This is a genomic window from Actinacidiphila sp. bgisy167 (assembly GCF_057707665.1).
In genome coordinates this window covers 1-22,488 of record NZ_JBYIQP010000017.1, presented here as the reverse complement: position 1 = coordinate 22,488, position 22,488 = coordinate 1, and the positions used below count along the sequence as shown (strand labels likewise).

Genomic DNA, 22,488 nt, shown 5'->3' with positions numbered 1-22,488 from the left:
ACCACCGTGGAAGGCAATGGATTCCGCGGCGGGGAATCCCGAAATCCGTCCACGGGGTGTGGCTTCCCCGGTCCTTCAACGGCACGCGCCGGGCCTCCGCATACTTTGGTATAGAAGTCCGCCGGGGCGGTCCCTGTTTTTTGTCGCGTGCCGGGCCCCGCGTTTACGGTTGCGGGCGTGATCGACGTGAGACGGGCCTTGCGGGGGCATCCCCGGCTGGTGGACGCGGGTGTGGTGGCAGGCGCCGCCGCGGTGACGTTCTTCGTCACACAGCTCGAGGGGCTGGGCCTGTATGTGTACCCGCAGGCGTCCAGCCGGGCCTTCCTCAGCCTGCTGCCGGCCGGCCGGCTGCTCCAGATCTCCCCGATCCCCCTGCTGGCCTGCGTGGCCCTGTTCTGGCGCCGACGCCATCCGGTCGTGCTGACCCTGGTCCTCGCGGCGCTGGCGGTGGTCTGGCCCGTGGCCGCACCGCTGCAGGTGGCCCTGTTCACCGTGGCCGCCCACCGGCCCCTGCGGACGACGCTCCGGGTCGCCGGCCTGGCGCTGCTGCCGGTGGCGGCGCAGTTCCTGGTCCCCAGATACGCAGGCGCCCTCACCTTCAGCGCGACCGTCGCCGCCGTGGCGCTCGTGGGCACCACCGTCGGCTGGGGCCTGTACGTACGGGATCGCGCCGTGCGGGCGGAGCGGGACGCGGACCTGCGGGCCGAACAGGTCCGCCGGCACACCCGGGAGGAGATCGCCCGGGAGATGCACGACGTGCTGGCCCACCGGCTGACCCTGCTCAGCGTCCACGCGGGGGCGCTGGAGTTCCATCCGGGCGCGTCACCGGCCCAGGTCGCCGAGGCCGCGGGGGTGATCCGGCAGAGCGCCGGGCAGGCCCTGGAGGACCTCCAGGACGTGCTGCGCGTCCTGCGCACCCCCACCGTCGCCCCGCACGCCGAGCCGCCGCAGCCCTCCGTGGCCGACCTGGACCGGCTGGTCGAGGAGTCGCGCGCGGCCGGCGCCACCGTCGAGCTGCGGCGAGAGACGGCGGACCTGACCACCATGGACCCGGCCACGGGCCGCGCCGCGTACCGCATCCTGCAGGAAGCCCTCACCAACCACCGCAAGCACGCACCGGCGGACGGCCCGCTGCGGCTGTCGCTGACCGGCGGGCCCCGTGACGGACTGACCATCACGGCCCGCAACCACGTGCGGCCGGAACGCACCGCGCGTCGCGGGGGTGGCGGCCAGGGCCTCGTCGGGATGGACGAGAGGGCCACGCTGGCCGGCGGCCGTATGCGCCGTACCAGTACCGCGACCGACTTCGGCCTCGAGATCTGGCTGCCATGGAACAGGTGACCCGCGTCCTGATCGTGGACGACGACCCGCTGGTGCGCTCCGGGCTGCGCATGATGCTCTCCGGCGCTGAGGACATCGAGGTGGTCGCGGAGGCGGCGGACGGTACGGAGGTCCTGCCCCTGGTCGACGCGCACCGGCCCGACCTGGTCCTGATGGACATCCGGATGCCGCGGATGGACGGCCTGCGCGCCACAGCGGAACTACGGCGCGGGACCCGCCCGCCCGAGGTGCTGATCCTGACCACCTTCACGACGGACGGCTACGTCCTGGAGGCGCTGCGGGCCGGTGCGGCGGGCTACGTCCTCAAGCACACGCCCCCCGCCCAGATCGTCGCCGCGGTGCGCAACATCGCGGCGGGCGAGCCGGTCCTCTCGCCGGCCGCCGTCAAACAGCTGATCGGCGCCGTCACCGCGGCCGACGGCACCGCCGCCGATGACAGCCCCGCTGGGCGGCCCGACGACCGCGGTGAGGCGGAGCGGCTGCTCGGGCTCCTGGGGCCGCGGGAGCGGGAGGTGGCGCTGGCGGTGGCGCAGGGCAGCACCAACGCCGAGATCTCGGCGTCGTTGTACATGAGCGTCCCGACGGTGAAGGCGCACGTGTCCCACATCCTCACCAAGCTCGGGCTGAACAACCGAGTGCAGATCGCCCTCGTGGTGTACCGGGCCGGCCTCGCCTGACGGCTGGGTCAGTCCGCCAGGCGCAGGCCGTCGACGAGGAGCCCGACCAGGCGGCGCGCGTCGTAGCGGGGATCGCTGTCCGCACCGATGCAGAGGTTGCCGACACCGCGCATGAACCCGTAGGCCTCCACGTCCGACCGGATCTCGCCCGACGCCGCGGCGGCGGCCAGCAGTTCGGCGCAGACGGGCAGGAGGCGGTCGAGGAAGTAGGCGTGCAGCGCCTCGAAGCCCGCGTTGTCGGAGCGCAGCACGGCGGCGAGCCCGTGCTTGGTCACCAGGAAGTCGACGAAGAGCTCCACCCATCGCGCCAGCGCGGCGTGCGGGCTCGCGCTGCCCGCCAGCAGCGCGGGTCCGGCCTCGGCGCAGGCCTCGACCTGGTGCCGGTAGACGGCGATGATCAGATCGGCCCGGGTCGGGAAGTGGCGGTAGATCGTGCCCGTCCCCACACCTGCCCGGGCGGCGATGTCGCGCACCGGGGCCTCCACGCCCGAGGCGACGAAGGCCGCGGCAGCCGCCTCGAGCAGGCTCTCCTCGTTGCGCCGGGCGTCCGCCCGCCTGGCCCGCTCCACCACTGTGCCGCTCCCTCCGCGACGCACCCTTGTCAAAACGGAACCTCGTTCCGTATCGTTGCCGGAACGAGGTTCCGTTTGACCCATCATGCCAGGGCTCGCCACGCGGAACCAACGCGTCGCGCCTGCGCCACGCAGGCCCGTCCCACACCACCCACCCTCATCAGGGAGAACACAGCCGTGCAGTACCGCACTTTGGGCCGCACCGGTGTGCGGGTCAGTTCCCTCGCGCTCGGCGCGATGAACTTCGGCCGCATCGGGCGCACCACCCAGGACGAGGCCACCGCCCTCGTCGACCAGGCCCTCGAGGCCGGGATCAACGTCATCGACACCGCCGACGTGTACAGCGCCGGCGAGTCGGAGGAGATGGTCGGCAGGGCGCTCGCTGGCCGCCGCGACGACGTCGTGCTGGCCACCAAGGCGGGCCTGCCGATGGGCGACGAGCGCAACCACCGCGGCGGTTCGCGCCGCTGGCTGGTCACGGCCCTGGAGGACAGCCTTCGCCGACTGGGCGTCGACCACGTCGACCTCTACCAGATCCACCGGTGGGACCCGGCCACCGGCGACGACGAGACCCTGGCGGCCCTGACCGATCTGCAACGGGCGGGCAAGATCCGCTACTTCGGCTCCTCCACCTTCCCCGCGTACCGGATCGTGCAGGCCCAGTGGGCCGCCCGGGAGCACCGCCTCGGCCGCTACGCCACCGAGCAGCCGGGCTACTCCATCCTCCAGCGCGGCGCCGAGTCCCATGTGCTGCCGGTGACGCAGGAGTACGGCCTCGGTGTCCTGGCGTGGAGCCCGCTGGCCTCGGGCTGGCTGTCCGGCGCGATCCGTGAGGGCCGGGAGATCACCACCAGCCGCTCGGCGTTCATGCCCGAGCGCTTCGACACCGCGCTCCCCGCGAACCGGGCCAGGCTCGAGGCGGTGGAGAAGCTGGCGGCGCTCGCCGCCGAGGCGGGCCTGACCATGGTCCAGCTCGCCCTCGGCTTCGTGACGGCGCACCCCGCCGTCACCGCCGCGATCATCGGCCCCCGTACCCCGGAGCACCTGAGGGCCCACCTCGCAGCCGCGGACACCGTGCTCTCCGCGGACGTGCTCGACGCGATCGACGAGATCGTCGCCCCCGGCCTCGACCTCGCCCCGCACGAGAAGTTCGACACCCCGCCCGCCCTCCTCGACCCTTCGCTGCGTCGCCGCAGCGTCTGACACCCACCGGCCCGGTCCTGGCAGGGAGCCCGGGCCGGGCCAGGGCCGGATGCGCGACGACGCCGGTTGCGGCGCCGTCCTGCCGGAGGCCGACTCGAGAGCGTCCGCGGTCCTCGGTGCGCGAGCCCACGATGTCCTGCGGCAGGACGCTCCGGCGAAGCTTCATGCCGTTTCGGCGACACATCGCGGGACAAGGCCCGTGCCCGGTCGACGGCACGAGGCCCGGACGAGACGTCGGGACCAAGGCGGCGTGCGGCGCGGCGCGGCCGTCAGTCGGCGGAGGGTGGGGCGGCACCGAGCGCACCGTGGCTCACGGGAGTGGCGGCCGGCGGTGCTGCGGCCCGAGAAGGACGATGCGGCTACCGCTGAAGGCCGGACGAGCGCGGGTCCTGGAGGAGCCGGGCCGGGCGGGCGGTGGATGGGCGAGCGGGAGCCGGACCTGATCACGGCGCGATCAGGCCCGGCTGGCGGCGGCCGCCGAGGTGGTGTCCTGCTGCGGATCGCGTTCGGCGCCGCGCGACGGTGTTCGGCCGGCGGACCGGCGATGACGGGCGACACAGGCTCCGGGCGGTGGTCCCGCAGCCCGCCGACCGGCGGGGCCCGGGCAGCGACGACGTCAGGGTGCCGGCCTGCGCCCACACGCCCGCGCGCTCCGCGACACCGCGGCCGCCCTCGGCGCGCTACCCCCTCGCACCCGGCCAGTCGGCGTAGCGGATACGGGAGATCTCCAGGACCTCGCCCGTGGTACCCCATTCGTCCTTGCCGAGGCGGGCCAACGGGCGCAGCTTGCGGACATCGGGGTGCCCGTCGACCAGCGCGGCCTCGGATACGGCGGCGTGGACGACGCGGCCGAAGACCACGGTCGAGTCGCCGAGGGTCACGGTGCTGTGCAGTTCGCACTCAAGGGCGACGGGCGAGGCGGCGACGCGGGGCGGCTTGACCGCGCGGCTGGGCTCGCGGGCGATGCCGACCGCGTCGAACTCGCTGACGTCGCCGGGGAAGTCCGTGCCGGTGGCGTTGATCTGCTCGAAGAGGTGCTCGGGCGCGAGGTTGACCACGAACTGCCGGGTCTTCTCGATGTTGCGCAGCGAGTCCTTCCGCCCCACCGAGGTGAACTGCACGACGGGCGGGCTGACGCAGGCGACGGTGAAGAAGGAGTGCGGTGCGAGGTTGGCCGTCCCCGACTCGCTGAGCGTCGAGACCCACGCGATGGGGCGCGGGACGACCACCGAGGTCAGGAGCTTGTAGAAGGGGTTGCGGCCCATGGCCTCGGGATCGAAGTCGATACGCATGATCGCCAGTATCCACCTCGAAGGGTGGGGATCATAAGGTGGCTCCCGCCGCGGACATGGCGTCCTGGGCGGACCGCACCGCCGCGGGATTCGAGCTGCGCCACGAACCGGGGGCCCACCTCTTCATCCGTGAAGGGTGGGCCCCGGTCGTCGACGCCGTCACCGCCGTGCTGCGCCCCCGCCTGCTGGGCTGAGCAGCGCCGAATCCGCCTCGTCCTGCAGGGCGTCCGCCTGGCTCTGCAGGACGTCGAGGTCCTCGGAGATGACGCTGCCGGTGGGGATGTCGGGCAGCCTGTCCTCGATGCGCCTCAGCGGGCGGTAGCGCAGCCCGATGACGCCCCAGCAGGACAGCAGGAGCCCGCCCGTGATCATGAGCAGGCCCATGCCGCGGTTCGGTCCGTCGCCCAGCACCGCCTGGAACACGCGGTTCCCGCTGACCAGGGGGCCGAAGACGTGCTCGTTGAGCACCGGGGTCAGCAGGAAGCCGAGCGGCATCATGGCAGTGGCCAGCATCTGGTTGGTCGCCACGACCCGGCCCTGGAGCTCCAGGCCGACCTTGGCCTGGATGATCGCCAGCCAGTGCGCGTTGAGCACGGCGTTCAGTGCCCACCACAGGAACAGGCCGATGCCCATCAGCACGGGCGCCGGCCGCAGGCCGATCAGGGCGGTGGCCAGGCCCATGCCGACCGTGGTGGCGATCATGCCGTCGGCGCGCCGGCGGGTACCGCCCCAGAAGGCCATGGCCAGTCCGCCGACCGCCGCGCCCAGGCCGCCGGCGGCGGTCACCAGGCCGAGGACGGCCGGGGTGCTGAAGGAGAGCACCAGCGGGGCGGTGAGCACCGTGGTGGTGGCGGTGATGTAGTTGACCACCACGAAGAAGACCACCATCGCCACCATCGGTTTGCGGCGTGCGATGAAGCGCCAGCCGCCGGTGATGGCGGAGCCGAAGGTCTCCCGTCGCTTGCGGAAGAGGCGGTCCGGGAAGCGCACGGCCAGCAGGACCGCCGCGCCGCCCGCGAGACCCACGAGATCCAGGGCGATCACGCCGCTGAGACCGGCCAAGGTGATCAGTGCTCCGCCGAGGACGGGTGCGATGAGCGTGCTCAGCGCGGTGCCGAGTTGGGCCACGCCGTTGGCCTGCGCCAGGTAGGGCTTCGGCACGAGCTGGGCGACGGCCGCGAGGTAGGCGGGGCGCTGGAACGCCGCGGTGAGCGAGGTCAGTCCGGCGAAGAGGGCGATCTGCCAGACCTGGAGCGCGCCTGCCGCCGCGACCGTGGTGAGCGCGGCCAGCGCGGTGCCGTAGACGGCTGTGCAGGCCAGCATGACCTTGCGCCGGTCGTACCGGTCGGCCACGGCGCCGCCGAGGGGTGCGGCGAGCACGGCGGGCAGCAGGGCCAGCATGGTGATCATCGAGTAGTAGGCGACGTTGTGGGTGCGCTGGTAGACCCAGACGCCGAGGCCGAAGGCGGTCAGGCTCGCGCCCGTCAGCAGGATCGTCTGGCTCAGCGCCAGCAGGCCGAATCTCCGGAGGTCGCGCAGGTCCTGGCCGGCGGGCCGGCGGGGACGGGCCGGGGCGGCGGTCGGCGTACTTCCGGGTGCGGTGCCGGCGGCCGGACGCTCCGTGAGCCGTCCGGAGATGAGGTCCGCGAGCTCACCCGCCTGGTGCTTGACGAAGTAGTGGCCGGCGTCGGGGATCCGGGCCAGGTCGACCCGGTCCGCGAAGGCGTACCACTCGGCGTACCGCTCCTCGGACAGTTCCGTGGTCCGGTCGCGGTCGCCGATGACGCACAGCACGGGCGTGCGCAGGCGCGCCGCTTCGGGGGTGCCGAGCCGGGCGCTGAACCAGTCCACGGCCTGGCGCACGTCGTGCCGAACGCCGCGGATCACGGCCTCCTCGGTGGCCTCCTCCAGTTGGCCGCCGAGGGCGGACAGGACCTCGCGGTAGGCCCGGTCGGAGGTCCAGCGGTCGCTGGGGAACCAGCGGTCCACCAGAGAGGAGAGGCGTCCGGGCAGCCGGGCCGTGGGGAAGGACGCGCCGAGGACGACGCCGGCGAGTTCGGTGCCGCGCGCCTCGAGTTCCAGGGCGAGGCCGACCGCTGTGGCCGTGCCCACGCAGTGCCCGTACACCAGCACGGGGCCCTCGCGTCCGGCGAGTTCGTCCCGGCAGCCGTCGATCAGCTCGGCGAGGCTCGGCATGACCTCGTCCGGACGGGCCGGGTCGTGCCCCGGCGGTTCCAGCGCGAGGACCTCCGCGTCGGGGTGACGCGCCGCCAGCTCGGCGGCGAGCGGTCCGTACGAGGCGGCGGAGCCGCCCGCGTACGGGACGCAGAGCACGGTCAGGCCCACGGCGGTCCCCTGCGCCGGTCCGGCCAGTCGCTGGAGCAGCCGGGTGTCGCGCTCGGCGGGCCCGTCCAGGAACAGCGCCAGGTCGCGCACGGTGGGGCGGGTGAACAGGTCGATGACCCGCAGGTCCGGGTCGATGGCGCGGGCGGCCCGCAGGGCGCGGAAGGAGTCGCCGCCGAGGGCGAAGAAGTCCTCGTCGACGTCCAGGTCGGCGTCGGGGAGTTCCAGCACCTCCTGCCAGGCGGCTGCGATGCGGCGCTCGGTGCCCGTGCGCGGTGTGACCCGCTCCGCCGCGGCCTGGGCCGTCGGCTCCGGCAGGGCGGCGCGGTCCACCTTCCCGTTGGGGGTCAGCGGGACGGCGGGAATGGCAATCAGCGCTGTGGGCACCATGTGGCTCGGCAGGTCGGCGCGCAGCGCGGTCCGGGCGGCCTTGATGTCCAGCGGCTCGTCACCGGCGGGGACGAGCCAGGCCGCGAGGTGGCGCTGATTGCCCGAGCCGACGGCCAGGACTACGGCCTCGCGCACTCCCGGCAGGGCCCGGCAGGCGGCGGCGACCTCGCCGAGTTCGACCCGGTATCCACGGATTTTGACCTGGTCGTCGAGGCGGCCGAGGAACTCGATGAGTCCGTCGGCGCGCACGCGCACGCGGTCACCGGTGCGGTAGCAGCGGCTGGTGCCGTCCAGGGGGTCCGGGACGAAGGCCCGTTCCGTGGCCTCCGCGTTGGCGAGGTAGCCGCGGGACACGCCGGGGCCCGCGATGAGGAGTTCGCCGGGGACGGTGGGCGGCAGTGGCCGTCCCGCCGGGTCCACGACGTAGCAGACGTGGTTGGGGAAGGGAGTGCCGAGCGGGGCCACCGGTCCCCCGCGCCGGTGCGGGTCGACCTGGCCGAGGTCGCAGCCCAGGACCGAAACGGTGGTCTCGGTCGGGCCGTAGTGGTTGTGCAGCACCAGGTCGGGGCGGGCGGCGCGGATGCGGTCGGCCAGTTCCCACGGGCAGGGCTCGCCCGCCAGCACCAGGGTGCGGCGCGGCAGGACGGCCGTCAGGTCGCCGTGGGCGGCGAGGAGTTCCACGTGGCTGGGCACCATCTTGACCACGTCCACCGGGTGCGTGGTGAAGTACGCGGCGAGCCGTTGCGGGTCGGTCGCGGTCTCGCGGTCGACAAGATGCAGGGTTCCGCCGCTGATCAAGGCGCCGAAGACCGACAGGTAGCCGAGGTCGGCGGCGGCGGTGGACAGTAGGGCGAAGGAGCGGCCGTGGCCGTCGACGCGTTCCAGGCCGCCGTGCGTGTAGTGCACGAGGCTGCGGTGCTCGACGGCGACGCCCTTGGGCGTGCCCGTAGAGCCCGAGGTGAAGATGACGTACGCGAGGTCGTCCGGGGAGGTCCCGGTGCCCGGCCGCGTGTCCGGAAGCGTCGCGTCGGCGACGGTCTCACCGATCACGGTGAGCCGGGTGGCGGCGGCGCGTCCGGTGAGTTCGTCCTGGACGAGCAGGTGTTCGCTGCCGGAGGCCGCCAGCGTGGCCGCCAGCCGCTGGTCCGGGTAGGACGGCTCCAGCGGTACGAAGGCCGCTCCCGCCTTGAGGGTTCCGAGGACGGCGACCGCCAGGTCGAGACCGCGTTCGGCGAGGACGGCGACCGGGTCCTGGGGTCGGACTCCGGTCGCCAGCAGCCGGTGGGCCACGCGGTTGGCCCGGCGGTCCAGCTCGGCATAGGTCAGCGATCCCTCCGCGGCCACCACCGCCACGCTGTCGGGAGTGCGGTCCGCCCAGTCCTCGATCACGGCGTGCACGGGGCGGTCCAGCGGGAAGTGCCGGACCGGACCGTGGACGACGCCGGCGCCGGGCTCGTCGAGCGCGAGGGAGCCCACGGGGGCGTCGGGGTCGGCCAGCAGCGCGTCGAGCAGCCGCAGGTACCAGTCGGCGAGCCGTTCGGCGCTGTCGCGCTCGAAGCGCTCGGCCCGGTACTCCAGAACGCCGCTGAGGGTGCCATCGGACTCCCGCTCGAAGAGCTGGAGGGCGAGGTCGGCCTTGACCGAACCGGTCGGCACCTCGCGGAACTCCGTGGTGAGGCCCGCGAAGCGTTCGCTGACGTCGGGCCGGCGGTAGAGGTTGGCCATGGTGTCGAACAGGGGGTTGGCGCCTGCCGCGCGCTCCGGGCGCACCCGTTCCACGACGCGCTCGAACGGCACGTCGCCGTTGCCGATGGCGTCGAGGACGGTGCTGCGCACGCGGTCGAGAAGCGTCCGCCCGGAGGGGTCGCCGGACAGGTCCGTGCGCATCACGACGGTGTTGACGAACAAGCCCACCGCCCGGTCGCTGCCGGGGGTGCGACGACCGCCGTCGGGAACTCCGACGGGGATGTCCGTGCTCCCCGAGACGCGGGCCAGCAGCGCCTGCCAGGCCGCGAGCAGCACCATGAAGGGTGTGCAGCCGGTCGAGGAGGCCAGTGCGAGCAGCCGCGCGCGGACCTCGGCGGAGAAGACCAGCGGCACCGCGCCGCCCAGGTCGGAGGGGACCGGGCGGTGCGGACGGTCGGCGGGCAGGTCGAGTCCCGCACCGCAGCCGGACAGCCGTTCCTCCCACCAGTCCAGGCGGGCGTCCTCCAGTTCCGCGGGCAGCCGGTCGGCGACATCCGCGTACTGCGGCGCCGCCTGCGGTACAGGACCGAGTCCGCGGCGGGCGGCGTACAGCGCGGCCAGGTCGGCGATCAACAGGCCGTTGGACCACGCGTCGGTGGCGATGTGATGGACGACCAGCAGCAGCGCATGGTCCTGCTCGCCCACGGTGAAGCAGGCCGCGCGCAGGGGGCACTCCTTCTCCGGCGCGATCGGCCGGCGGACGCGTTCGCCGACCTGGCGGTCCAGTTCCTCGTCGGGGTCGGGGTGGGCGGTGAGGTCGACGTCCTCCACGGGAACGTCGGCGACGGCGCGGGTCCGCAGCACGGGCCTGGGACCGAAGGCGTCCACGACGCCGCGCAGCACCCGGTGCCGCTCGGCGAGGTCGCGCACCGCTCCGAGCAGGGCCTCCCGCTCCAGGGGGCCGCGCAGCCGCAGCAGCACGGGCACCAGATAGGCCGGGCTGTCGGGCTGCAACTGTGCCTGGAACCATAGGCGTTCCTGGGCCGTGCTGAGCGGCTCGGGGGCGCCGTCGTCGCGGGGGGCACCCTGCCGGGCGGCCGCGGCCCGAGTGGCCAGCAGGGCGCGCAGCCGGTCCTGGTCGGTGCCCGGCGAGTGGACGGGGGACGTCGTCATCGGGCACCGCCTTCCGCGTCGAGGGGCGGCAGAAAGACCCCGAGCCGGTTGTGGATCTCGGCGGCCACGCGTGCGCCCCGCAGGCTGTGCCCGCCGAGCGCCACGGAGCGGGCCTGCGGATCGCCTGCCTCAAAGGCCTGCGGGAGGACCTCGTGCCCGATCGACGCCACGGCGTCCGGGTCGTCCTCGGCGGAGGCGCCCGTCCGGCCGGAGCGTTCGCGTATCAGGCGCTCCAGCAGCGGCCGTCCGCCGTCCATCCGGCCGGGCCGTGACGCGGACCGCTGCGCGTTCAGCTGCTCCTCGGCTCGCTGCCGCAGGAGTTTGCGGTCCCGCTTGCCGCTGCCGCTGAGGGGGAGTTCGGCGGCGATGAGGAAGCGGGTCGGCACGTAGGCGGGCGGTACCCGGTCGGCCAGGTGCTCGCGGAGCCTGCGGGGCAGCCCGTCCCCGGCCGGCGTCCCGGCGCCGTCGGCGGTGGGACGGACCCAGGCCACCAGTTCCACGTCCTCACCCACCGTGGCCGCCACCACGGTGCCCTCGGCCACCTCGGGGTGACCGTTCAGGTGGTGTTCGACCTCCTGCGGCTCTATGCGCTGGCCGCGGATCTTCACCTGGTCGTCGACACGGCCCAGGTACTCCAGGCCGCCGTCCACCCACCGGACCCGGTCGCCGGTGCGGTACCAGACGGGCACCGACGCGTTGGCGTCCGCGGGGACGAAGGCCCGCTCCGTCAGGTCCGGCCGGTTGAGGTAGCCCAGGGCCAATGGCATGCCGCCGATGCGCAGTTCGCCTTCCTCCCCGGTGGGCACCGGCTTGCCGTCGCCGCCGAAGATGCCGAGGACACAGTTGTCGACAGGCAGCCCGATGAGGACCCGGTCGACGTCGGCGGCCTCTTGCGGACAGGTCCAGTGCGTGACGTCGATTGCCGCCTCAGTGGGGCCGTACAGGTTGTGCAACCGGGCGGGCAGGCTCGCGGTGAAGTCGCGTGCCACGGCGACGGGCAGGGCCTCGCCGCTGCAGAAGACATGTCGCAGCGAGGTGCAGTCCTGCGCCCCGGGACTGCGCAGGAACTCGCGGAGCATCGACGGCACGAAGTGGCACACGGTGATCCGGTGGTCCTGGACGGCGCGCGCCACCAGAGCCGGGTCGCGGTGCTCCTCCGGCGGCAGGAAGACGCAGGTGGCCCCGGAAATCAGCGGGAGCCACAGCTCCCAGCCGGAGACGTCGAAGGTGACCGGGGTCTTCTGCAGGATCCGGTCCTCCGGCACGATGCCGTAGGTGTCGCGCATCCACAGCAGCCGGTTGCACAGCGCCAGGCTCGGCAGCACGACGCCCTTGGGCGCGCCCGTGGAGCCGGAGGTGAACAGAACGTACACAGGCTGGTCGTCGGCCACCTGCGGCAGCGGATCCGCCACGAACCCGGGGCCGCCGGATGCCACCGCGACACGTGATGCGTCGACCTCGACCGTGCGCAGTCCGTGCTGGGCCAGGACCGGTCCTGCCTGACCGCCGACGAGCGCCACCCGGCTGCCCGCGGTCTCCAGGACGGCGGCCAGCCGGGCCGGCGGATCGTTCGGGTCGACGGGCAGGTAGGGCAACCCGGCCTTCAGGACGCCCAGCAGCGCCGCGAGAAGCCCGTTGCTGCGGGGCACGGCCACCACCACCGGCACACCCTCCGGAGCCCGGTCCCGCAGGGTCCGGCCGATGGCGTCCGACCACGCGTCGAGCTGCCGATAGGTGAGGACGTCCACCCCGGACCGGACGGCCGGGCGGTCAGGGTGCCGCTCCGCCACGTCCCTGATCAGACCTGGCAAGCCGGTCGGACAGCCCCTCATGACCTTGGGTCCCGCAAGTTCCACGGATCCGGCACCCGAATTGTGTTGCACGTCCTCTGCTCCTCTCGCCCGGACAGGGCCGCGAGTCACACTAGGAACAGCCGGTCGAACGCCACAGAGGTGCTGATGAGACCTTAACAATCGCGCCTTTCAGACCTCTTGCCCGTTTTCACCTGAATGTTCCGGGAAGTGCGACGGGCGTGACGGCAGCTGTGGCGAGTCAGGAAGACAGCCGTTGCAACGACGGGGGGCAATCGATCCATGAGGGCCGACTGGGCGATCGGGGCCGCACGCCCCGGCCGCCCTGGGCTGTGCCCCTCGAAAGAAGGGGGAATCGGGTGGGCCCAATCCGGAGGACCGAGCCCGGGCACCCCGCGGGCCGGTGCCGGCGAGCCGCCGCGGCCGTCATCTGAGGCCGCTCCCATTCTTGATGGCGCCCTGACGACAGGTCCGGGCGGCCACCGCTTCCCGGCGTCGGCATGCGGGCGGGGTTCGTCCGCCGTACCGCGCCTGGCCCGCGACACGGCGGCCCGCGCGGAGGAGGAGCACCATGGCTGAGGCTCTGGGTGGCGAGGTCGCTGTCCGCGTCGTAGGTCGCGAAGGAGGCGCCTGCGACGGAGTCGGTGCGGGAGGTTCCGGGCCGCGGGGTCCATGGCGGTGTCGTCGGTGTAGGTGGTCGTCGACGGTGCGGAGTCGGTGGTCTTCGTCACGCGCGCGAAGGCGGAACCGCACGGCTCTCCCGTGTCGTTCCGCAACCCTGGTACCGCGGGCCGCGCTGCTGACGGCATGGTGACGACATCGGTGACGCACGCCACGGGGCATCAGGAATTCGTCAAGCTCGCCCGGCCCGGCGTCAAGGCCCCGCCGTTGCAACCCCGCGCCCACCAGCACAGCGCGACAGTCGCCCTCGTGCTCGTGGTGCTGGTCACCGGGCTCGTCGAGATCCCCTGGCGGCGAGCAGTTTCGGCGGGGCGGCGGCAGGAGCAGGGCGGACGGGGCCCGGGTCGTACCCGGCCAGGCTGGTGCATAGCGGCGCCGCACGGCGCCGGGCGTCGTGCACGGACAGCGGCAGCGGGTCCCAGCCCGCAGCGCGTCCGAGTTCCGCGATCGGGGGCGCGATGCCGGCGTCGCGGAGGATGCCGGGGGGTTCGCCGATCACCGCGTGTCCGTCGCCGGGCAGGTGGATGACGCGCACGACTGTGTCGAGGGTGCCGGTTCCCTGGGACCACGATGGTCTGCTCGTCCAGGGCGGTGGAGATGTCGTCGATCAGCCGGGTGGCCATGCTCGGGGCTTTGGGCACCGACGAGCAGGCCACCAGCAGCACCGCCACGAACGGGTGACACTTCCCGCGTCGCGAGCGCGGATCAGCCAGCGTCTGCAGCCGCAGCGCCAGCGGACCGATCGACCGATGCTGACGGCTGGGCGACTTGGTCAGGCAGACGGTGGCAGACTGGCGGCACATCGAAGCTCCTTTGGACGAAGGCGACTTGGGAAGGTCACCTCCACAACGGAGCTTCGTTGCGTTGCGCACTCGGCAGACATCGTCACATCGCCGTGACCTGCACACTCACAAGATCACTCAGACTTTGAAATCGCCCTGGCCGCACTCGTCCTCAACGGACGGCCCGGGCCGGCATTCTGGAAACGATCTCCGTTGAGAAAACCTCACTCGGTCGCCGGAACCACTTGTGGATCGCCTCATCGGCGAGTTCGTTCGTCTCGGATTCCGGCGATGACAGGATGGAGCCGCCTACGCGTGTTCCAGCTGGCGGCGAATATCGAGTCGGTGATGCCGCAACTCGTGCAGCGTGTGCACTGCGAACCAACGCAGGGATCGCACGGCCGTCTCGGGGTAGGGGACGCTCAGAGTGCGTTCCCAGTCCGCGGGTCCGAGCTGGTCGAGTCCGTGGGTGAACAGCAGGGCGGCGTCGTGCAGTTGACGAGCGACATCGGCTGGTTCCTGCTGAATGTATCCGTCGTGTTCGACCCGCTCGTCCCGCCCCATCGGCTCGGTGACCGGCGAGTCGCTGCGTCGCGCGGCGAGTAGCCGTTCTCGCTGGACGAGCAGTACATCGCGCATGTGACAGGCGTACTCGAGGGGACTCCAGACCTGGGGCGCGGCGCGTCGTCGGAGTACGACAGGGTCGGCGCGCAACAGTTCCACGCATTCGGAGACATAGTGGTGGGTCAGCACCGACACTTTCTCGGCCAACGCCAGATCGTACTCGTAATCACATTCCGTACAGTGCAGCATCGTATCCATAATATCTAATCCCGCCCCTCGGAGTGAGGGGAAACGATTGTCTCGCTTATCCGCCGTTGAAGCCTGATGACCTCGGGACCCTGGCGCACACATTCCCGCCCATGGCCGAGATCAGGGGAGAACGAGCTGATAATACCCCTGCAGTTCCCGAATCTCAGTGGTTACTTGGATGGAGCATGCGCTGGGGATCGCGAGGTGCTCCTTGAGCAGGCCCAGTATCAGCTTTCCCAAGCGTTCCTTCAGCTCCTCAGGACGGCCTGGCAGGATGTCGACAATTGCGTGAACCATGTGGTGGTTAGGGCTTCCGTCGCCGACAACAGTCTCGTCGAGGGCGAGGAACCGGGTCTTGAATCCCCCCAGCGCGCTACTGATCAGGTCGGAGGCCGCAGCGTGCGCGGCCAAGGCGAACCCTCTCCTATCGAAACCCGCCGCCAGCGCTTTCGGGTACTGGACCGTTATCTGTGGCATGCCGACACCTTCCCGTGATCGAAGAACCCACCAGTAGCGCGGCGGTGTGACCGTGGGTCGAACGCGTCCGAGCCGCTCAGCTCGGACGCAGTGGTCGAGCCCGCCGCGGTCACCGCGCCGCCCGCCTCACCCTGCTCCGGCCACGGCCTACTCGCCGGCATTCCCGCCCGATTCGGAGCTGCCCGGCTCCCGACCCGATACCCCGGCACCATCGACATCCGACATCAGCTCAGCGGCGACTCGCACATCCGGGTCCGAACTGGCCGGGCGTTGCCGGCACACCCCCTCGATCTCCACGAGCAGGTCGGGCCGGCACACGTCGACGTTGAAGTAGGCGATCTCGGAGTCAGCGCGGAACACCTGCGCGCAGATGTCGCGAACGGTGGCAAGGTGCTCGGGATCGCGGACGTAGACCTTGACTTGGTCGAGATCCCGCACGGCGTAACCGTGGCCTTCCACGCCGTGCCGGCGCAGATTCTCGCCACCGACGAGTGCGTCGATGTTGCAGAGGGTCTCGAGGGTCTGCCGTGTGACGTCGTCCGCGTGCACGGTGTCCTCACCCAGGATGCTGGCCGTGCCCGACACGAACACGCTCGCCGTCTGCTGCCCCTGCAGGAACGTCGCGCGGGCGAAGCTCGGAGACTTCGGTCCATACCGTGCCGGGTACCGGTAGGCCGGGGTCTGCCGCGGATTTTCCAGGTGGACGGTCCGGCCCTGTTTCGCGGCAAGGACACAGAGGTCGATGCCGGGACTGAGCGTGCCGATTCCGGTGGCGGCCGGCAGCTGCGGGAACTGTTCGGCCCAAGCAGCGAATGCTTCGGCCCGGCCGACGCAGAAGTCGCGGTAGATCTCAACGCCTTCCGCGTTCGGGCCGGTGATGTCGCCGATCAGGTTCCACATGCGTACCAGCCGGGTATAGCCGCTTTCCCACACGAACCGCAGGGCGTCCTCGTACAATTCGCGTACACGCTCCCGGTACACCGGCTGCGGTCCGAGACGTACGGCGTAGAACAGGTACTCGCCGTCCTCGGCATAGACAGCGTCCCCCGACGTGCCGGAGCGCCCGGGCCGGTCGGTCTGCCAGACCTCCTCGAACGGAGCGCCACTCCCGTTCGCCATGTGGGTGGTCAGGCAGGGGATCCCATCGACCAAGGTGGGTTCGGCCGGTCTGTCGGCGAAGATGATCCGCCCCAGCACACTGCCGCCCGACGCGTCGGCCACACCGGCAGTGCCCGGGACCAGCTCGGACCGCAGCCCCCGCACACGGTTCCGAAGTCGTGAGTGATTCAACGTATCTCCAAAGCTTGATTCTATGACGGCGGCGCCCGCCGCGAGGCGCAGCAGGGCGCATCTGGATCGGGTTCCGGTCCGGCGAATTCGACCGGCCCACACCAGTGGAACGGCATTCAGGACGGGTCGCAGCAAGCCCGGGTTGCCTGCGTCCTCGGCCATGCGATGCCGCATCGGTTGACCACCGGACAACTGCCGAGTGTTGTCGGCCGCTGCTGGTCGTTGCCGGAGGATGTGCCGGGGGCCGCGCTCAGGGCGCGACGCCCTCCTCGGTCGCCAGCGCGGCGAGTGCCCGCTGCTCGACCAGCGTGGCCAGATCGGCCAGCACAGGAAGCTCGAACACGGTGCGGACGGAGACGTCGACGCCCAACGCGTCGAAGATCTCCCGGGCCACCCGGATCGCGGTCAGCGAGTTGCCCCCGCAGTCGAAGAAGGAGTCGGAAGCGGCCACCCCCTGCACTCCGAGCACCTGTTCCCACGTTGTCGCCAGAAACTCCTCCACCACGGTCGCGGGCTCCACCCGCTTGCGCCCCGCCGGCTCGCGCTGCGCCCCGGGGAGCGCATCAGGCTCATGCGACGGCGGAACGGGCATCGCGAGTGCCGAGCAGACGCGGTCGGGATGGGCGCTGCCCTCGGTGAGGACCTGGCAGAATCCATCGAGCAACGCCGAGGCGGTCGCCTGATCGAAGCGCTCCACGTCGTAGCAGAGCTGCACCTCGGTCCCGGCGGCCGTGTCGTTGACGAGGAAGGTGGCTTCGTTGGGAGCCGCGCCGGAGTCCCGCTCGCCGAGCACATGGAGCTCCGCGGCACCTGACCGCAGGCGTACCGGCATCCCGGACGGGCGTACCGACAGGACCACCGGGGTCAGCGGTACTCCCGGTGGCCGCACCACGCCCGCGGCGTCGGCTGCCTCCAAGAGTGTCGCGGACGGCAGATCGCGGTGCGTCAGTGAGCGGTTGCGCGCCAGCGCCGCCTCTGCCACCACCGTCCGGAAGCTCTGCTCGGGTTCCCACCGTACCCGGACGGGAAGGGTCGCGATCAACGGACCGACCACGTGATCGAGTTCCACCACATCGCGTCGCGCCGCCGGCACCCCGACGAGAATGTCACGGGTACCGGTCCACCTGGCGAGCAGCACGTCCAACGCCGCCAAGTACACCGCGAAGGGGCTCAGCCCACTGAGCGAACCCAGCTTGCGCACCGCGTCGACCGTCTCCGGTGCGAGTGGACGGCTCAGGCGCTTTCCCCGGCAGCTCAGGGCACCGTTGCGGGCGCGGCGGGACACGTCGTACGGTGGCCGCGCGCCGGCCAGTTCCTTCGTCCAGAACTCCCGATCGGCGGTGGCGTTCGCGGCGAACAACGTTTGTTCCCAGCGGGCCACGTCACTCAACTGCACGGCTGGTTCCGCCATCGACTGCTCGGCCTCGGCCAGGTGCGTGGCCAGTTCCTGCAGAAGGATGCCGCCGGACCAGCCGTCGAAGGCCACATGGTCCACCCCGATGACCAGGGTGGCCGTGTCCTCCGCGGTCCGGACCAAGGTGGCGCGCAGATGCGGCACGTCGACGTCGAGCGCGAAAGGCTGCCGGGCTGTCTCGTCGAGGACGGAGTGGATCTCCTCGTCGCCCATGGCCTGCGCGTCGTACTCGGTGAACGGGACCTCGGCCGGCGGGCGGACCTCGCCCGTCACCTCCGTCCCGTTCACCCGCACCACCGTGCGCAGCGCCTCGTGTCGAACGACGAGAGCGTTCAGGGCGGCGGTCAGGGCGGCCGAGTCGACCCGGCCGGTGATGCCGATCGCGAACGCTTCTGCAGTGGCGCCGGGGAAGCCGCTGACCTGCCGAGTCATCCACAGCTGGCGCTGCATGTCGGTCAACGGCACACTCGTGGCGCCGAAATGCCGCATCGGTGGTGGTAGAGCCGTCCCGGCATCAGCCAGCCGGCGCGCCAGGCCCGCCACGGTCGGCTCGGCCAGGAACGCTCCGGGCTGGACCGCGGTGCCCAGTTCCGCACGGACGCGGGCGACCACCCGGGCGGCGGCCAGCGAATGGCCACCCAGAACGTCGAACCGGTCCGACCGGCCCACCCGGAGCAGGCCCAGCACGTCCGCGATGATGGCGGCCACCTGCTCCTCGACCGCGCCGTGCGGCTGCTCACCGTCGCCGCCACCGGTGCCGGTGGCGGGGATGGGAGGCAGCGCTGCCCGGTCCGCCTTGCCGCTCGAGTTCAGGGGCAGGTTCTCCAGCACCATGATGCGAGCGGGGACCATGTAGTCGGGCAGCCTGTCGCGCAGGTGATCGTGAAGCTCGGCCTCGGTGACCGGCGCGGTCCCCGCCGGCGCCTCCACATAGGCGTGCAGCGTGCGGACGCCCTGGGGGTCCGCCGGGGCGGTGGCCACGGCGTTGCGCACGCCCGGGTGCGCGGCCAGTGCGGACTCGACCTCGCCGAACTCTACCCGGAAACCGCGCACCTTGACCTGGTCGTCCAGGCGGCCGAGGTAGTGCAGGACACCATCGACGCGGCGGACGAGGTCGCCGGTGCGGTAGCGCCGCGCACCCAGGGAGGCGGGGTCCTCGACGAATCGCTCGGCGGTCAGCTCCGGCGCGCCGAGATAGCCGCGGGCGACGAGTGGTCCCGCCACCCACAGCTCGCCAGGTGTCCCGTCGTCGACCACCCGCTGATCGGCGTCGCGGACGGTCAGCTCGCTGCCGGCGACGGGCTGTCCGATGGGCGGGTTCCCCTTCTCCGCCCGGCCGATGACGTGTGTGGCGCAGAAGACGGTGCACTCGGTCGGCCCGTACACGTTGACGACGGTCTCCACTCCCGGCTGTGCGTACAGGCGATCGACCAGCGAGCGAGTGGCCACCTCGCCGCCGAGGTTCACCCGGCGCACCCCGCTGGGCAGTGGCTGTTCCAGCAGGGCGGCGATCGCGGAAGGCGGCGCGCCGATCATCGTGACCTCGTCGCGGGCCGGTAGCGTCGGCAGGGCGAGGATGTCGTCGGCCAGGACTACGGAGCCTCCGGTGCTCAACGGCCCGAAGATCTGGTGGACCGATGCGTCGAAGCTGAGCGATGCAGTGGCCAGTCCCGCGCGCAGATGCGCGGGATCGCTCGTGCGTTCCACCCACCGCAGGAAGGCGACCACTGAGGAGTGCTCGACCGCCACGCCCTTGGGTGCGCCGGTGGAGCCGGACGTGAACAGGACGTACGCGAGACCGTCCGCTTTGACAGGGGCGCCGCCGCTGTCGTTCAGGTCCTCGACGATGACGGGCTGGGCACCAGTCGCCGCGCAGGTGGGGGCCAGCTCGCGGGTGGTCAGCACGTACCGGATCGCCGCCAGCTGGACCATTTCCTTCAGGCGGGACAACGGCATGAGCGGGTCGAGCGGGACGTAACCGCACCCTGCCCGCCACACCGCGAGGATCCCCGCGACCATCCGCTCATCGCGGGGGAGACAGACACCGATCAGGTTCGCCGCGGGCTCGGCCAGGCCCTGCGCGAATCGGGCGGCCATGGCCGTCAGCTCCTGGTAGCTGGTCCGGCGTTCGCCTGCGATGACCGCTGTGGCGGTGGGAACACGTTCGGCCTGAGCGGCCACAAGATCATAGACAGTCGTCATTGCGTTCTCTTGGAGAATCGGGGGAGGGATGGTCCGGTTCACCGGCCTGACCCGGTGGCGTCGGAGGCCGACCTGACGCGGTTTCTTCTCGGCGTGGACCGTCCCGGCACCAAGTTCAGCAGTACCTGTGCGCGACGGGATAGCCCGGCTTCGGCATTCATACGAAGAACTAACGGGCGCCGAGTTGCGGCAACCGGATCACGCACCGGTCAGGATCACCAGCGCAGGCGGGCAGGGGATCTGGGACTACGTGACCAGGCCCGCGGGTCGGACCCCACCCCGCTCGCGATGACCCAGCAGGCCCGGACTACGAGAGTGTCCAATAGGCGGCGGATCCGATGATCAAGGAGATGCCTGATGAGCGAGACCATCACCGAGCACGAGGCCGTGGCCGAGACGTGTGACGGCCTGCACATCCCGTTCCGAACGCGACAGACGAGTTAGCATGCCATTAGCGGCTCTTGTGTTGTGCTTCGCACCCTCTATAGGTTTCGCCCTGAAATCAGCTACGAGCAAGCGGAGCACATGTGCGGCGCCAACTGGACCCTGCCATAGCCGAGGTAGCAGGTCGACGGACGTCCCTTTCCTTCCCTGCCGAGTGCCCGGGCCGATCAGGGAAGTGTCCAGGATGAGGCCGACGGCCGTCCGCCGTCGAGTGCGGCACCGAGCGGCTCACGTGTGCACAGCTTGAGGCGTGGTCCGACGAACTGGGCCGTGCTCTCCGCGCCGAGACTCCGTCAGGACTGACCGTGGCGGTCGCCGTTCCGCGGGGTGTTCAGCTGCCCGTCGTCCTGCTCGGCGCGCGTTCGCCTGGCTGCACAAGTTCAAACAACTTCGCATCCGCTACGAGCGACGCGCCGACCTCCAGCAAGGTCTCCCCCAATGTGCCCGCAGCATCATCTGTCTTCGACGGCCTCGGGCGGCATTCTGAAACAGTTACTTAAGGTCAAGTGCATGTCTATGGTGAACGAAACCGCACATCACGGCACCACGGTGCTGCGGGCGTCACGGCTGTTCGACGGCGAAACGGTCATGCCGTGGGACGACCCCGTCGTGATCCTCGAAGGAACGACGATAGTCGGAATCGGCCGTACGGCGGATCTGCGGCTTGGAGAGACCGTCGTGGACTTTCCGGGCGCCACCCTCATTCCCGGTCTGATCGATCCCCACGTGCACCTCGCCTTCGACGCGAGCCCCGACCCGGTGAAGTCACTCGCCGATCGCGACGACGACGCTGTCGTGGCCGCGATGCGCGTCGCGGCCACGACAGCACTGCGCGCTGGCATCACGACCGTGCGTGACCTCGGCGACCGAAACTTCCTGTCACTGGCCCTGCGAGGCGCGACGGACCTGCCGACCATCGTGGCGGCCGGGCCGCCGCTGACCACCGTGGCCGGGCACTGCCATTTCCTCGGCGGTGAGGTGGGGCCCAGCCCCGCCGAACTCCGGGTCGCGGTGCGTACCCATGTGGAACGTGGTGTCGACATCGTCAAGATCATGGCCAGCGGCGGCACAATGACGTCGGCCAGCTTCCCGGAGCAATCACAGTTCGCCCGGGAAGCCCTGCGTGCTGCTGTCATGGAGGCGCACCGGCACGGGATCCCCGTGACCGCGCACGCGCACGGTTACGACGCTGCACTCGACGCGATCGAGGCCGGGGTGGATGGTGTGGAACACGCCGGTTTCTGGTCGGCCGAAGGAGTCGTCGCGCCGGGGCCTGAACTCGTCGAGCGGATCGTCTCCCAGCGCGTCGCGCTCGGCGCCACCGCCGGAGCGCTACCCGGAACTGGCTCGGTGGTGCCCGCGGCCGTATCCCGGAGAATGCCTGAAATCATAGCCAACTTCGCGGCCCTGCACGCGGCGGGAGCGGTGATCGTCGCGGGCACGGACGCGGGGATCGGCCCGTACAAACCGCACGATGTGCTCCCGTACGCGCAGGATCGGCTGGCCGCATACGGAATGGACCGGATGGCCATCCTGCGGAGTATGACGTCGGTCGCCGCCGGTGTCTGCGGTCTCGGCCACCGCAAGGGCAGGCTGAAGCCGGGGTACGACGCCGATGTCGTTGTCGTACGGGCCGATCCGATCGGCGACCCCTCCGCCCTGCACCGGATTGCGGCAGTCTATTCCCGCGGCACCCGAGTCGATCCGCAACGCCGGCACCAGGGCCCTGCCTCACACTGAGCGCAGATGCGAACCTTCATGGTCCACACCCACACGTGTCATTCCGCTCCTACCCGGTCGATGTTCAGTGTGCGCGATATTGATGAGTACGAACTGATCAGGGCTTGATCAAGTTCCATATTGATCCGAAACGGTTTGGGTTCTGGGTCGTTGGTGA

The 22,488-nt window shown here is 71.3% G+C and carries 13 protein-coding genes and 1 pseudogene; 5 read left to right on the top strand and 9 right to left on the bottom strand.

The window, feature by feature from the left end; genetic code table 11:
- Positions 1-177: 177 nt before the first annotated feature.
- Positions 178-1,341, top strand: a complete 1,164-nt coding sequence (locus tag AC3ET4_RS09370; protein ID WP_431947945.1) for a sensor histidine kinase — start codon at positions 178-180, stop codon at positions 1,339-1,341.
- The gene (locus AC3ET4_RS09365; RefSeq protein WP_431947943.1) at positions 1,329-2,018 is read left to right on the top strand and encodes a response regulator; all 690 of its coding nucleotides are present in this window, start codon (positions 1,329-1,331) and stop codon (positions 2,016-2,018) included. The genes AC3ET4_RS09370 and AC3ET4_RS09365 overlap by 13 nt, the downstream gene beginning before the upstream one ends.
- A gap of 8 nt (positions 2,019-2,026) precedes the next feature.
- Here AC3ET4_RS09365 and AC3ET4_RS09360 read toward each other — a convergent pair whose 3' ends face one another.
- Positions 2,027-2,590, bottom strand: coding sequence for a TetR/AcrR family transcriptional regulator (locus AC3ET4_RS09360; protein ID WP_431947941.1), 564 nt, complete (start codon positions 2,588-2,590; stop codon positions 2,027-2,029).
- A 177-nt stretch (positions 2,591-2,767) separates the two neighbouring features.
- On the opposite strand from AC3ET4_RS09360, the gene AC3ET4_RS09355 reads away from it, so the two are divergent.
- Positions 2,768-3,793, top strand: a complete 1,026-nt coding sequence (locus AC3ET4_RS09355; RefSeq protein ID WP_431947939.1) for an aldo/keto reductase — start codon at positions 2,768-2,770, stop codon at positions 3,791-3,793.
- 680 nt (positions 3,794-4,473) lie between these two features.
- On the opposite strand, the gene AC3ET4_RS09350 is transcribed toward AC3ET4_RS09355, so the two are convergent.
- Complete coding sequence (locus AC3ET4_RS09350; RefSeq protein ID WP_431947937.1) at positions 4,474-5,085, bottom strand: flavin reductase family protein; 612 nt, start codon at positions 5,083-5,085, stop codon at positions 4,474-4,476.
- A 38-nt stretch (positions 5,086-5,123) separates the two neighbouring features.
- Between AC3ET4_RS09350 and AC3ET4_RS09345 the strand changes: the two genes are divergently transcribed.
- Entirely contained in the window at positions 5,124-5,279 is a 156-nt protein-coding gene (locus AC3ET4_RS09345) for a hypothetical protein (RefSeq protein WP_431947935.1), read from the top strand.
- Here AC3ET4_RS09345 and AC3ET4_RS09340 read toward each other — a convergent pair.
- The 7 genes and pseudogenes from AC3ET4_RS09340 to AC3ET4_RS09310 form a co-directional block, all read right to left on the bottom strand.
- Positions 5,245-10,677 (bottom strand): non-ribosomal peptide synthetase/MFS transporter, encoded by a 5,433-nt coding sequence (locus AC3ET4_RS09340; RefSeq protein ID WP_431947933.1) that lies wholly within the window; start codon positions 10,675-10,677, stop codon positions 5,245-5,247. The two genes, AC3ET4_RS09345 and AC3ET4_RS09340, sit on opposite strands and share 35 nt — an antisense overlap.
- Entirely contained in the window at positions 10,674-12,467 is a 1,794-nt protein-coding gene (locus tag AC3ET4_RS09335) for an amino acid adenylation domain-containing protein (RefSeq protein ID WP_431947932.1), read from the bottom strand. The genes AC3ET4_RS09340 and AC3ET4_RS09335 overlap by 4 nt, the downstream gene beginning before the upstream one ends.
- Before the next feature lie 985 nt (positions 12,468-13,452).
- A pseudogene (locus AC3ET4_RS09330) lies at positions 13,453-13,701 on the bottom strand (cobalt ABC transporter ATP-binding protein); the annotation flags it as partial.
- A 559-nt stretch (positions 13,702-14,260) separates the two neighbouring features.
- Complete coding sequence (locus AC3ET4_RS09325) at positions 14,261-14,773, bottom strand: DinB family protein (RefSeq protein WP_488175921.1); 513 nt, start codon at positions 14,771-14,773, stop codon at positions 14,261-14,263.
- Between the two features lie 111 nt (positions 14,774-14,884).
- Positions 14,885-15,241: a 5-carboxymethyl-2-hydroxymuconate Delta-isomerase gene (locus tag AC3ET4_RS09320; RefSeq protein ID WP_431947928.1), complete on the bottom strand. Its 357-nt coding sequence runs from the start codon at positions 15,239-15,241 to the stop codon at positions 14,885-14,887.
- Positions 15,242-15,388: 147 nt separating this feature from the next.
- Positions 15,389-16,462 (bottom strand): FkbO/Hyg5 family chorismatase, encoded by a 1,074-nt coding sequence (locus tag AC3ET4_RS09315; RefSeq protein WP_431947926.1) that lies wholly within the window; start codon positions 16,460-16,462, stop codon positions 15,389-15,391.
- A 319-nt stretch (positions 16,463-16,781) separates the two neighbouring features.
- Positions 16,782-20,147 carry an amino acid adenylation domain-containing protein gene (locus AC3ET4_RS09310; RefSeq protein ID WP_431947924.1) on the bottom strand — a complete coding sequence of 1,122 codons (3,366 nt, stop codon included), beginning with the start codon at positions 20,145-20,147 and terminating at the stop codon, positions 16,782-16,784.
- A gap of 954 nt (positions 20,148-21,101) precedes the next feature.
- Here AC3ET4_RS09310 and AC3ET4_RS09305 point away from each other — a divergent pair.
- The gene (locus AC3ET4_RS09305) at positions 21,102-22,331 is read left to right on the top strand and encodes an amidohydrolase family protein (protein ID WP_431947922.1); all 1,230 of its coding nucleotides are present in this window, start codon (positions 21,102-21,104) and stop codon (positions 22,329-22,331) included.
- Positions 22,332-22,488 lie beyond the last annotated feature (157 nt).

Excerpts from the sequence above, each read along its gene's own strand:
- AC3ET4_RS09365 (WP_431947943.1), top strand. The coding sequence starts at position 1,329 with ATGGAACAGGTGACCCGCGTCCTGATCGTGGACGACGACCCGCTGGTG.
- AC3ET4_RS09350 (WP_431947937.1), bottom strand. The coding sequence starts at position 5,085 with ATGCGTATCGACTTCGATCCCGAGGCCATGGGCCGCAACCCCTTCTAC.
- AC3ET4_RS09340 (WP_431947933.1), bottom strand. The coding sequence starts at position 10,677 with ATGACGACGTCCCCCGTCCACTCGCCGGGCACCGACCAGGACCGGCTG.
- AC3ET4_RS09325 (WP_488175921.1), bottom strand. The coding sequence starts at position 14,773 with ATGGATACGATGCTGCACTGTACGGAATGTGATTACGAGTACGATCTG.
- AC3ET4_RS09320 (WP_431947928.1), bottom strand. The coding sequence starts at position 15,241 with ATGCCACAGATAACGGTCCAGTACCCGAAAGCGCTGGCGGCGGGTTTC.
- AC3ET4_RS09310 (WP_431947924.1), bottom strand. The coding sequence starts at position 20,147 with ATGACGACTGTCTATGATCTTGTGGCCGCTCAGGCCGAACGTGTTCCC.
- AC3ET4_RS09305 (WP_431947922.1), top strand. The coding sequence starts at position 21,102 with ATGTCTATGGTGAACGAAACCGCACATCACGGCACCACGGTGCTGCGG.